The following is a 12,118-nucleotide window of genomic DNA, read 5'->3' as shown; positions in this document are numbered from 1 at the left end:
GGCGTGCCGTGACCGCGTGCGGACCGCAGCGCATCGTCTGTCTCACCGAAGAGCCGACCGAGGTGCTCTACGCGCTCGGCGAGCAGCATCGCATCGTCGGCATTTCCGGTTTCACCGTGCGCCCGCCACGGGCGCGCAGGGAAAAGCCCAAGGTCAGCGCCTTCACCAGCGCGAAGATCGACGAGATCCTCGCCCTCGAACCGAATCTCGCCATCGGTTTTTCCGACATCCAGGCCGACATCGCCCGCGCGCTCGTCGCCGCCGGCGTGGAGGTGTGGATCAGCAACCACCGCAGCGTCGAGGGCATCCTCGACTACATCCGCCGCCTGGGTGCGCTGGTCGGCGCCAGCGATGGCGCCGAGGCCTACGCGCGCCGCGCCGAGGCGCACATCGCCGCGGTGCGTGCGGCCGCCGCCGCGCTGCCGCGCCGCCCCAGGGTGTATTTCGAGGAATGGGACGAGCCGATCATCGTCGGCATCCGCTGGGTCGCCGAACTCATCCGCATCGCCGGCGGCGAGGACGTCTTCCCCGAGTGCGCCGCCGCGCCGCTCGCGCGCGATCGCATCCTCGCCGACACAGGTGAAGTGGTGCGCCGCGCGCCGGACATCATCATCGGCTCCTGGTGCGGCAAGCGCTTTCGTCCCGAGCGCGTCGCCGCGCGGCCCGGCTGGTCCGCCATCCCGGCCGTGCGCGACGGCGAGCTGCACGAGATCAAGTCGCCGATCATCCTGCAGCCCGGCCCCGCCGCGCTGTTCGACGGCCTCGATGCCCTGCATGCACTGATCGCCCGCTGGGCGCAGCGACGCGCCTGACCTGCGCGGGCCTCGAAGCCCCGTGACATCAACTGTCGCCGATCCCGTCGGACGACATCAGCGCACCCACCATAGGCTTTAGCCCATGATTCAAAAAGACAGGACCGCCATGGCCATGAAGGGAAGGGCACGGAACGACACCACCAGGAACGGCAACGGAGGCAACCTCGGCTTCGAAGCCGAGCTGTTCAAGGCCGCCGACAAGCTGCGCGGCAACATGGAGCCCAGCGACTACAAGCACGTGGCGCTGGGGCTGATCTTCCTCAAATACATCTCCGACGCCTTCGAGGCCCGCCACGCCGCCCTGCTGGCCGAAGACCCAGCCGCCGCCGAGGACCGCGACGAGTACCTCGCCGACAACATCTTCTGGGTGCCAAAGGACGCGCGCTGGTCGCATCTGCAGGCCAACGCCCGCCGCCCCGAGATCGGCCAGCTCATCGACGACGCCATGCGCGCCATCGAGCGCGACAACGCCTCGCTCAAGGGCGTGCTACCCAAGGACTACGCCCGCCCGGCGCTCAACAAAGTGATGCTGGGCGAGCTGATCGACCTCTTTTCCAACATCGGCCTCGGCCAGGAGGCCGACCGCGCCAGGGACGTGCTCGGGCGCGTGTACGAGTATTTTCTGGGCCAGTTCGCCGGCGCCGAGGGCAAGCGCGGCGGCGAGTTCTACACCCCGCGCAGCGTGGTGCGCGTGCTGGTGGAAATGCTGGAGCCCTACCACGGCCGCGTCTACGACCCCTGCTGCGGCTCCGGCGGCATGTTCGTGCAGAGCGAAAAGTTCGTGCAGGAACACGGCGGGCGCATCGGCGACATCGCCATCTACGGCCAGGAAAGCAACTACACCACCTGGCGCCTGGCGCGCATGAACCTCGCCGTGCGCGGCATCGACGCCGACATCCGCTGGAACAACGAAGGCAGCTTCCACAAGGACGAGCTGCGCGACCTCAAGTTCGACCACATCCTCGCCAACCCGCCGTTCAACGTCTCCGACTGGGGCGGCGAGCGCCTGCGCGACGACCCGCGCTGGCTGTTCGGCGTGCCGCCCGTGGGCAACGCCAACTTCGCCTGGCTGCAGCACATCTACTGGCACCTGGCGCCGTTCGGCACCGCCGGCGTGGTGCTGGCCAACGGCTCCATGTCCTCGCAGCAGTCCGGCGAAGGCGACATCCGCCGCGCCATGTGTGATGCCGACGCCGTGGACTGCATGGTGGCGCTGCCGGGGCAGCTGTTCTACTCCACGCAGATTCCCGCCTGCCTGTGGTTCCTGGCGCGCGACAAGTCCGGTGCGCGCCTGCCCTCGCCCGCACGCGCGCCCGGGGCCGGCGGCAAACTGCGCGACCGGCGCGGGCAAGTGCTGTTCATCGACGCGCGCCGGCTGGGGCACATGGTGGACCGCACCCGGCGCGAGCTGAGCGATGACGACATCGACCAGATCGCCCGCACCTACCACGCCTGGCGCGGCGAGCCCGACGCCGGCGCCTACGCGGACATCCCCGGCTTCTGCAAATCCGCCACGCTGGACGACATCCGCCGGCACGGCCACGTGCTCACGCCCGGCCGCTACGTCGGCGCGGCGGCACAGCAAAACGACGGCGAACCGTTCGAAGACAAGATGGCCCGGCTGGCCGGGCAGTGGCGCGACCAGCAACAACAGGCGGCGCGGCTGGATGCGGCGATCGAAGCGAACCTGCGGGAGCTGGGGTTTTGAACGTTGCGTTGAATACAGCCACGAAACTGGCCCATGATCAGCGCAGCGTTAATCATGAACGCCAATCGTCCGCCTCATGAACACAAGTGAAAACAAGCCCCATCGCGCCGGGCGCTATGTTCGCCAGCCGGGCGGCTACCGCGCCTTCATCCCCGCGCCGTTGCCGCCCGACCCGCCGCCGGACCTGTCCGGCGCCCTGCGCGAGCGGCTGTCGGAGGCCGACTATGCCCTGGGCAGGCTGGATGGCGCCGTACTCACCCTGCCCAACCCCGACCTTTTCGTCTTCATGTACGTGCGCAAGGAGGCAGTGCTCTCCAGCCAGATCGAAGGCACGCAAAGCTCGCTGCAAAACCTGCTGGCCGCCGAAGCGCAACTGTTCGATCCCGACACGCCCAAGGACGTCACCGAAGTCGCCAATTACGTCCGGGCGATGAATCATGGCCTGGCGCGACTGGCCGAACTGCCGGTGTCGGTGCGCCTCATCCGGGAGATCCATGCCGTGCTGATGGAAGGCGTGCGCGGCAGCCGCCTCACACCCGGCGAGCTGCGCACCAGCCAGAACTGGATCGGCCCGGCCGGCTGCACGCCGGCGACCGCCACCTTCGTGCCGCCACCGCCGCATGAAGTACCCGATGCCCTCTCCAATCTCGAAACATTCCTGCACCACGGCGCCGGCTTGCCGCCGCTGATTCAGGTGGGACTGGCCCACGCCCAGTTCGAAACCATCCACCCCTTCCTCGACGGCAACGGGCGCGTCGGACGGCTGCTGATTGCCTTTCTGCTGACCGAAAAGGGCCTGCTCAGCCGGCCGGTGCTGTATCTGTCGCACTACTTCAAGCAGCACCGCGCCGAATACTACGAACGCCTGCAAGCCGTGCGCGATGAGGGCGACTGGGAAAGCTGGCTGCTGTTCTTTCTCGACGGGGTCATCACCGTCAGCCGCGAGGCCACGCAAACCGCCGCCGCCATCCTGCGCATGCGCGAGGACTACCGCGCCCGCATCACCGAGCACCTGGGTCGCGCCGCCGCCAATGGCCAACGCGTGATGGACCGGCTCTTCGACCATCCCATCGTCACCGTCGCCATCGTGCGCGACTGGCTCGGCATCACCGCCACCGGCGCGCACCAGATCGTCAACCGGCTAGAAGGCATCGGCCTTTTGCGCGAAATCACCGGTTACGCACGCAACCGGCGGTTTCGCTTCGAGCCGTACCTGAGACTGTTCGAGGAGGCGGAAGAGGACGCCGTATGAGCAAAGCAGCAGATGCGGTGACGCTTCGTGGACAACCGGCGCAGGCTGCAACGCTTGGCGGGGCGAGCGACACCAACCTTACGGAGATTGGGTATGGCGGGTGAGTGGCAGATGGTTCGCTTGGGCGACTACGTGGATTCAAACCTCGGGAAGATGCTCGATGCGAATAAAAACAAAGGAGTCCCTCGCCCATACCTTGGAAACAGCAATGTCCGCTGGGGCTCATTCGAGCTCAACGATTTGGCATTGATGAAATTTGAAGAAGGCGAAGAGGAACGTTACGGAATTCGCGATGGAGATCTGATTGTTTGTGAAGGGGGCGAACCGGGCCGTTGCGCAGTCTGGCGGGAACAGGTTCCCGACATGAAGATTCAGAAGGCCTTGCACCGAATCAGGCCGAAAGATGGTCTGAATAATTACTACTTGTTCTATTGGTTCATGTTGGCGGGACGCGCAGGGTGGTTGGAACCGTTCTTCACGGGAACGACCATCAAGCACCTGACAGGAAAGGCTCTAAGCGAGCTGAAAGTGCCGTTGCCGCCCATCGAAGAACAACGCGCCATCGCCCATATCCTCGGCACGCTGGACGACAAGATAGAAAACCTGCGCCGCCAGAACGAAACCCTGGAGGCCATGGCCCGCGCCCTGTTCAAGGCGTGGTTCGTGGACTTCGAGCCAGTGCGCGCCAAAATCGAAGGCCGCTGGCGCCGCGGCGAGATGCTCCCCGGCCTGCCCGCGCACCTCTACGACCTTTTCCCCGACCGGCTCGTCGAATCGGAGTTGGGGGAGATTCCGGAGGGGTGGGAGCGGGTGACGCTAGGCGATATCGCTGAGCACCCGCGTCGCAATATCCAACCTGACGCAATCGATCCAGATACTCCATACATTGCACTCGAACACATGCCGAAGCACTCCATCGCTTTGTCTGACTGGGGATTTGCCTCAGGAATCGAAAGCAACAAGTTTGCATTCAGAAAAAGCGAGATCTTGTTCGGAAAACTCCGGCCGTATTTCCACAAGGTCGGCGTTGCACCGATTAATGGTGTTTGTTCCACAGATATCGTAGTCATCGCACCGAAAGAACGCTATGAGTTCGCTTTCGTTTTGGGATTGGTTTCGAGTGACCAGTTCGTCGAGTTTACAAGTGCCGGATCGACAGGTACCAAAATGCCGCGCACGAGTTGGACGGACATGGCCCGATATGAAACCGTGCGCCCGCCAAAATCTATAGCAGCTTTGTTCACCGAAACAATTCAGCCAACGATTGAAAGAATCATCACTAGCATTCACGAATCCCGCACCCTCGCCCACCTCCGCGACACCCTCCTGCCCAAACTCATCTCCGGCGAGTTGCGGGTGAAGGATGCCGAAGCCTTTTTGGAGCGCGCTGGGGCATGAGCCAGCAATGTGCTTGTCGTGGAGCCCGCCGCACCCATGATCCATTTCGGGAAGGAAATCCCATGCAGTCTGCCGACCAAGTCATCATCTACGACGGCGCCGAGGCGCGGGTCGAAGTGCGGCTGGACCGCGAGACGGTTTGGCTCACGCAAGAGCAGATGGCCGCGCTGTTTGGGCGTGAACGCTCGGTCATCACCAAGCACATCCGCAATGTGTTCGCCGAAGGCGAGCTGGAAGAAAAAAGCAATGTGCAAAATTTGCACATTGCTGGCTCGGACAAGCCGGTACGGTTCTACAACCTCGATGTGATCATCTCCGTTGGCTACCGGGTCAAGTCGCAGCAGGGCACGCGCTTTCGCCAATGGGCCACCGGCGTGCTGCGCGAGCACCTGACACGCGGTTTTTCGCTTGACCGCCAGCGCTTCGAGCGCAACGCCGCCGAGCTGGAAGCCGCGCTTGCGCTGGTGCGAAAGGCCGCCGCGGGCGAGGCACTCACCCTCGACGAGGGGCGCGGGCTGGTGGACGTGATCGCCCGCTACACACAGACGTTCCTCTGGCTGCAACGCTACGACGAAGGGCTGCTTGAGGAGCCGCCGGGCAGCCCGGGCGGGGTGCTGCCTTCGCTGGAAGAAGCCCGCGCGGCCATCGCGCGCCTGAAAGCCGACCTGATGGCGCGCGGTGAAGCGTCCGACCTGTTCGGCCGCGAGCGCGGGGACGCCTTCGCCGCCATCTTGGGCAATCTGGAGCAGACCGTGTTCGGCGAGCCGGCGTATCCCAGCATCGAAACCAAGGCCGCGCACCTGCTGTATTTCGTCATCAAAAACCACCCGTTTGCGGATGGCAACAAACGCACCGCGGCGTTTTTGTTCGTGGATTTTTTGGCGCGCAACGGCCGCCTGATGCGCGGCGGCGAGCCGGTGATCAACGACGTGGGGCTCGCCGCGCTGGCGCTGCTGGTGGCGGAATCGGACGCCAAGAACAAGGACGTGATGATCCGCCTGATCGAAAACATGCTGGCTCAACCCGCCAGCAGAGGAGCGTAAACAATGGCCTATCTGCCGGAAGCCGAACTCGAGCAGGCACTGCTCGACCAGCTGCGCGCGCTGGGCTATGCCGTCGAGCGCGAGGAGGACATCGGCCCGGACGGTCATCGCCCCGAGCGCGAGAGCCATGACGAGGTGGTGCTCAAAGCGCGCCTGGAGCGGGCGGTCGAGCGCCTCAATCCCGCGCTGCCCGTGGCAGCGCGCCACGACGCCATCCGGCGCGTGACGCAGGCCGAGCTGCCGAATCTGCTGGAAGAGAACCGCCGGCTGCATCGTCTGCTGACCGAAGGCGTGGACGTGGAGTACGACGCCGACGACGGCGCGCTCACCGCGGCCAAGGTGCGCCTGATCGACTTCGATGACCCGGCCAACAACGACTGGCTGGCGGTGAACCAGTTCGTGGTGATCAACGGGCAGACCCAGCGGCGGCCGGACGTGGTGGTGTTCGTCAACGGCCTACCGCTGGCGGTGGTCGAGCTGAAAGCGCCGGGCAGCGCCCAGGCCAGCGTGGCGGGCGCCTTCAACCAGTTGCAGACCTACAAGCAGGACATTCCGCAGCTGTTCCACACCAACGCGATCCTGATCGCCTCCGACGGCCTCACGGCGCGGGTGGGGTCGCTGTCGGCCGATTTCGAGCGCTTCATGCCCTGGCGCACCACCGACGGCACGCGCATCGCGCCCAAGGGCACGCCGGAGCTGCCGACGCTGGTGGAGGGCGTGTTCGAGCCGCAGCGCCTGCTGGCGCTGCTGCGCCATTTCACGGTGTTTTGCGAGCGCGGCGACGGGCCGGTCAAGCTCATCGCTGGCTACCACCAGTTCCACGCGGTGCGCAAGGCGGTGGCCTCAACGCTGCGCGCCAGCCGCCACAACTGGCAGGCCGAGGACCCGGCCGCCTACGGCCTGCCGAGCGTGGCGAACCAGCCGCCGGGCGACCGCAAGGCCGGGGTGATCTGGCATACGCAAGGTTCCGGCAAGAGCCTGCTGATGGCTTTCTACGCCGGCATGCTGATCGAGCATCCGGCCATGGCCAACCCGACGCTGGTGGTCATCACCGACCGCAACGACCTGGACGACCAGCTGTTTGCCACCTTTTCGCAGTGCCGCGACCTGCTGCGCCAGACGCCGGTGCAGGCGCAGGACCGCGAACATCTGCGCGCGCTGCTGAACCGCGCCTCGGGCGGGGTGATCTTCACCACGCTGCAGAAGTTCTCGCCGGCGGTGGACGAGGCCAACGTTGCCACGCTCACGGATCGGTCCAACGTGGTGGTGATCGCCGACGAGGCACACCGCAGCCAGTACGGCTTCCGCGCCCGGGTAGCCGGCAAGACCGGCGAGATCGCCTACGGCTTTGCCAAGTACCTGCGCGATGCGCTGCCCTGCGCCTCGTTCATCGGCTTCACCGGCACGCCCATCGAAACGGACGACGTGAACACGCCGGCGGTGTTCGGCCACTACATCGACGTCTACGACATCAGCCGCGCGGTGGAAGACGGCGCCACGGTGCCGATCTACTACGAATCGCGCCTGGCACGCATCGAGCTGGACGAGGACGAGAAGCCGAAGATCGACGCCGAAATCGAAGCGCTGCTGGAGGACGAGGACGAACCGAGCGCCGAGCGCGCCAAGCAGAAATGGGCCACCGTCGAGGCGCTGGTGGGCGCCGACAGGCGTCTTGCCCTGCTGGCGGCCGACCTGGTGCAGCACTTCGAAGACCGCGTGGCAGCGCTGGACGGCAAGGCGATGATCGTGTGCATGAGCCGGCGCATCTGCGTCAAGCTCTACGACCAAATCGTCAAGCTGCGCCCGGACTGGCACAGCGACGACGACGCCCAGGGCGCCATCAAGATCGTGATGACGGGTTCGGCGGCCGATCCGCCGCAGTGGCAGAAACACATCGGCAACAAGGCGCGGCGCGATCTGCTCGCCAAGCGGATCAAGGACCCGGCCGACCCGCTCAGGCTGGTGATCGTGCGCGACATGTGGCTGACCGGCTTCGACGCGCCCTGCCTGCACACCCTGTACCTCGACAAGCCCATGCGCGGCCACGGCCTGATGCAGGCCATCGCCCGCGTGAACCGGGTGTTCCGCGACAAGCCGGCCGGGTTGATCGTGGACTACATCGGCATCGCCCAGAACCTCAAATCGGCGCTCGCGCAGTATTCCCGGCCCGATCAGGACCAGACCGGCATCGACGAGGCCGAGGCGGTGGCGGTGCTGTTGGAGAAGGTCGAGATCGTGCGCGCCATGTTCCATGGCTTCGACTACCGCACGGGCCTTGCCGGCACGCCGGCCGAGCGCCTGGCGATGATGGCCGGCGCCATCGACTGGATGTTGGCCCGGCAGCAGCAGTGGGCGGCGGCGGAAGCCACGCCCGACGGCAAAAAGCAGGCGCTGCGGCGCTTTGCCGATGCCGTGCTGGCGCTTTCCAAGGCGTTTGCGCTGGCGGCGAGCGCGGACGAGGCGCGCGCCATCCGCGAGGAGGTCGGCTTCTTTCAGGCGATTCGTGCCGCGCTGGTCAAGACGGCCGACGGCGCCGGCAGCGCCCGCCCGGACCGGGACCTGGCCATCCAGCAGATCGTCAGCCGCGCCGTGGTGTCCACCGAGATCGTCGACATCCTGGCCGCGGCCGGCATCAAGAGCCCGGACATCTCCATCCTGTCCGACGAGTTCCTGGCCGAAGTGCAGCAGCTGCAGAAAAAGAACCTGGCGCTGGAGGCGCTGCGCAAGCTGCTGGGTGACAGCATCCGTTCCCGCAGCCGCACCAACGTGGTCGAGACCCGCGCCTTCAGCGAGCGGCTGCAAGGCGCCATCGCGCGCTATCACAGCAATGCGCTCACCACCGCCGAGGTGCTGCAGGCGCTGATCGAACTCGCCCGCGACATCCGTGCGGCACGCAGCCGCGGCGAGGAATCGGGACTTTCCGACGAGGAAATCGCCTTCTACGACGCGCTGGCCGAGAACGAATCGGCCGTGCAGGTGATGGGCGACGACAAGCTGCGCGTGATCGCCCACGAGCTGCTGATGTCCCTGCGCGACAACGTCACCGTGGACTGGGCGCACCGCCAAGCCGCCCGCGCCCGCCTGCGCGTGCTGGTCAAGCGCATCCTGCGCAAGTACGGCTACCCGCCGGACCTGCAGGATGCCGCCGTGCAGACCGTGCTGGCGCAGGCCGAGGCGCTGTCGGCCAGCTGGGAGCTCTCGGCACGAGCGCCCGTCGCGCCTCCGGTTTAGACCGCCAGACGCATGCCGAGGTCGAACAGCGGTGCGGCGATCAGGATGCGGGCGAGCAGCAGGATCAACATGACCACGGCCGGCGCGAAGTCGAACATGCCCACCACCAGCTTGCCGCGCAGCGGGCGCAGAAGCGGCGCGACCAGGGCGCCGGCGAAACGTTGCAGCGGGTGGTAGCCGTCCGGATGCAGCATGGAAAGTAGCGTCCAACCGAAGATCAGCACCAGCCAGGTGAGCAGCAGGAAATCGACGAAGTCGGCCAGCACCAACACCAGCAGCGCCGCCGGCGTGACGCTGTAGCCGGCCAGGGCGAGCAGCGCCAGCCGCTTGATCAGCAGGATCAGGTAGGTCACCAGCAGGGCGGCCAGATTGATGCGCCGCCAGTTCGGCAGCATGCGTCGCAGTGGCGCCAGCACCGGGTTGGAATAGCGGTAGACGAATTGGCTGAAAGGATTGTGGAAATCGGCCCGGGCGGCCTCGGCGAGGAGTCGCAGCACGAACAACGCCGCGGCGGCGTCGAGCAGCAGGCCGAGCAGGAGGGCGAGTGCCTGGCTGAGGTAATTCATCGCGCTGGGGTCTCCGGATCATCCAAGGACTTGGCCAGTTGCTCGCCGCGGCGGGTGGCGGCGGCGACCGCGCGGGCGACGATGCGTGAAAAGCCGTCGGCGGCCAGGCTCTCCAGGGCGGCCTGGGTGGTGCCGTTGGGTGAGGTCACGCGGCGGCGCAGCTCGGTCGCTGATTCGCCGCTCTCGCACAGCATGCGTCCGGCGCCGAGACAGGTCTGGGCGGCGAGTGCGCGGGCGATCTCGCGATCCAGCCCCTGCGCGACGGCGGCGTCTTCCAGGGCCTCGGTGAGGGCGAAGAAATATGCCGGTCCGGAGCCGGAAAGGGCGGTCACGGTGTCCATCAGGCGCTCGTCTTCCAACCATCGGGTGAGGCCCACGGCGTCCAGGATGTGCTGGGCCAGGGCGCGCTGGGACGGGCTGACGCGGGCATTGGCGACCAGCGCGGTGGCGCCGGCACCGATCAGCGCCGGCGTATTGGGCATGGCACGCACGATCGGCAGCGCACCGAACCAGCGTTCGAGCTGATCCAGCCGCACGCCGGCGGCGATCGAGATCAGCAGTGGCCGCTGGCGTCTGAACGCATCGCCGAGTTCCTCGCGCAACGCCGGCATGACCTGTGGCTTGACCGCCAGCACGACGACGTCGGCGTCGGTCACCGCCGCAACGCCGGTGGCATAGGTCGCAATGCCAAAGTCGTGACTCAAGGCGTCGCGCTGGGCGGCCTGCGGCTCGGCCACATGGATGGCACTGGCCGGGAAGCCGGTCTTGAGCAACCCGCCGATCAGGCTGCGGGCCATGTTGCCGCCGCCGACGAAGGCCAGTCGGGTCATGCGTTTTCTCCCTTCGAAAAAAACCTTGCGCAGGCTACCTCAAGCCAGGCGGTTGCGACGGGGCTTGCGCCTTTTCGCAGTTTCGCCCGCCTGTCGTGGCCTTCACTGGCCGCGATGTCCCTGCCGCGAGTAGTATCGCGGGCATGGGGGTCGCGGCTGATCGATCGATGCGGCATCGACAGTAGAACCGCTTGCATGCGCTAGGGGGCGCTTCATGGATATTGCCGAGCTGCTGGCTTTTTCGGTCAAGAACAAGGCTTCGGACCTGCATCTGTCGGCCGGCCTGCCGCCGATGATCCGCGTGGACGGCGACGTGCGCCGAATCAACCTGCCACCGCTCGATCACAAGCAGGTGCATGCGCTGGTGTACGACATCATGTCGGACAAGCAGCGGCGCGATTACGAGGAATTTCTCGAAGTCGATTTCTCGTTCGAGATTCCGGGCCTGGCGCGTTTCCGCGTCAACGCCTTCAACCAGAATCGCGGCGCGGGCGCGGTGTTCCGCACCATTCCGAGCGAGGTCCTGACGCTCGAGGATTTGGGCGCGCCCAAGGTCTTCAAGGAGCTCATCGAGCAGCCGCAGGGTCTGATCCTGGTGACCGGCCCAACCGGTTCGGGCAAGTCGACCACGCTGGCGGCGATGGTCGATCACATCAACAAGACCGAATACGGGCACATCCTCACCATCGAGGATCCGATCGAATTCGTGCACACCGCGCAAAAGTGCCTCATCAACCAGCGCGAGGTGCATCGCGACACCCACGGCTTCAGCGAGGCGCTGCGTTCGGCGCTGCGCGAGGATCCCGACTACATCCTGGTCGGCGAGTTGCGCGACCTGGAAACCATCCGCCTGGCGCTGACCGCGGCGGAGACCGGGCATCTGGTGTTCGGCACGCTGCATACGAGCTCGGCCGCCAAGACCGTCGATCGCATCATCGACGTGTTTCCCGCGGGCGAAAAACCGATGGTGCGCTCGATGCTGTCCGAATCGCTGCGCGCGGTGATCAGCCAGTCGCTGCTCAAGAAGGTCGGTGGCGGACGCATCGCCGCGCACGAGATCATGGTCGGCATCCCGGCCATCCGCAATCTCATCCGCGAGGACAAGGTGGCGCAGATGTATTCGTCCATCCAGACCGGACAGCAATACGGCATGCAGACGCTCGATCAGTGCCTGCAGGACATGGTCAAACGTGGCCTGGTGACCAGGCAGCAGGCCATGGAATATGCCAAGAACAAGGACATCTTCAAATAGGGCGCGGAACGGCAAAGCCACGG

9 protein-coding genes are annotated in these 12,118 nt (G+C 66.0%); 7 read left to right on the top strand and 2 right to left on the bottom strand.

The window, feature by feature from the left end:
* Nucleotides 1–8: 8 nt before the first annotated feature.
* The 6 genes from ALSL_RS07275 (at nucleotide 9) to ALSL_RS07250 (ending at nucleotide 9,447) form a co-directional block, all read left to right on the top strand.
* Entirely contained in the window at nucleotides 9–812 is an 804-nt protein-coding gene (locus ALSL_RS07275; protein WP_126537852.1) for an ABC transporter substrate-binding protein, read from the top strand.
* Nucleotides 813–921: 109 nt separating this feature from the next.
* Nucleotides 922–2,523 carry a class I SAM-dependent DNA methyltransferase gene (locus ALSL_RS07270; RefSeq protein ID WP_231700187.1) on the top strand — a complete coding sequence of 534 codons (1,602 nt, stop codon included), beginning with the start codon at nucleotides 922–924 and terminating at the stop codon, nucleotides 2,521–2,523.
* Between the two features lie 76 nt (nucleotides 2,524–2,599).
* Nucleotides 2,600–3,775, top strand: coding sequence for a Fic family protein (locus tag ALSL_RS07265; protein ID WP_126537850.1), 1,176 nt, complete (start codon nucleotides 2,600–2,602; stop codon nucleotides 3,773–3,775).
* 93 nt (nucleotides 3,776–3,868) lie between these two features.
* Nucleotides 3,869–5,173 (top strand): restriction endonuclease subunit S, encoded by a 1,305-nt coding sequence (locus tag ALSL_RS07260; RefSeq protein WP_126537848.1) that lies wholly within the window; start codon nucleotides 3,869–3,871, stop codon nucleotides 5,171–5,173.
* 62 nt (nucleotides 5,174–5,235) lie between these two features.
* Nucleotides 5,236–6,216: a virulence RhuM family protein/type II toxin-antitoxin system death-on-curing family toxin gene (locus ALSL_RS07255; protein ID WP_126537846.1), complete on the top strand. Its 981-nt coding sequence runs from the start codon at nucleotides 5,236–5,238 to the stop codon at nucleotides 6,214–6,216.
* Between the two features lie 3 nt (nucleotides 6,217–6,219).
* Entirely contained in the window at nucleotides 6,220–9,447 is a 3,228-nt protein-coding gene (locus ALSL_RS07250) for a type I restriction endonuclease subunit R (RefSeq protein WP_126537844.1), read from the top strand.
* Here the strand turns inward: ALSL_RS07250 and ALSL_RS07245 are convergent.
* Together ALSL_RS07245 and proC are read right to left on the bottom strand one after the other, a co-directional pair.
* Nucleotides 9,444–10,013 carry a YggT family protein gene (locus ALSL_RS07245; protein ID WP_126537842.1) on the bottom strand — a complete coding sequence of 190 codons (570 nt, stop codon included), beginning with the start codon at nucleotides 10,011–10,013 and terminating at the stop codon, nucleotides 9,444–9,446. The two genes, ALSL_RS07250 and ALSL_RS07245, sit on opposite strands and share 4 nt — an antisense overlap.
* Nucleotides 10,010–10,843, bottom strand: coding sequence for a pyrroline-5-carboxylate reductase (gene proC / locus ALSL_RS07240; protein ID WP_126537840.1), 834 nt, complete (start codon nucleotides 10,841–10,843; stop codon nucleotides 10,010–10,012). The genes ALSL_RS07245 and proC overlap by 4 nt, the downstream gene beginning before the upstream one ends.
* 214 nt (nucleotides 10,844–11,057) lie before the next feature.
* Here proC and ALSL_RS07235 point away from each other — a divergent pair, with 214 nt between their 5' ends.
* Nucleotides 11,058–12,095 carry a type IV pilus twitching motility protein PilT gene (locus ALSL_RS07235; protein WP_126537838.1) on the top strand — a complete coding sequence of 346 codons (1,038 nt, stop codon included), beginning with the start codon at nucleotides 11,058–11,060 and terminating at the stop codon, nucleotides 12,093–12,095.
* Nucleotides 12,096–12,118: the final 23 nt, after the last annotated feature.

The sequence above is a fragment of the Aerosticca soli genome, from assembly GCF_003967035.1.
Taxonomy (GTDB): Bacteria; Pseudomonadota; Gammaproteobacteria; order Xanthomonadales; family Rhodanobacteraceae; genus Aerosticca; species Aerosticca soli.
The sequence above is the reverse complement of the archived record's forward strand: the minus strand, read 5'-3'. Positions and strand labels throughout refer to the sequence as shown.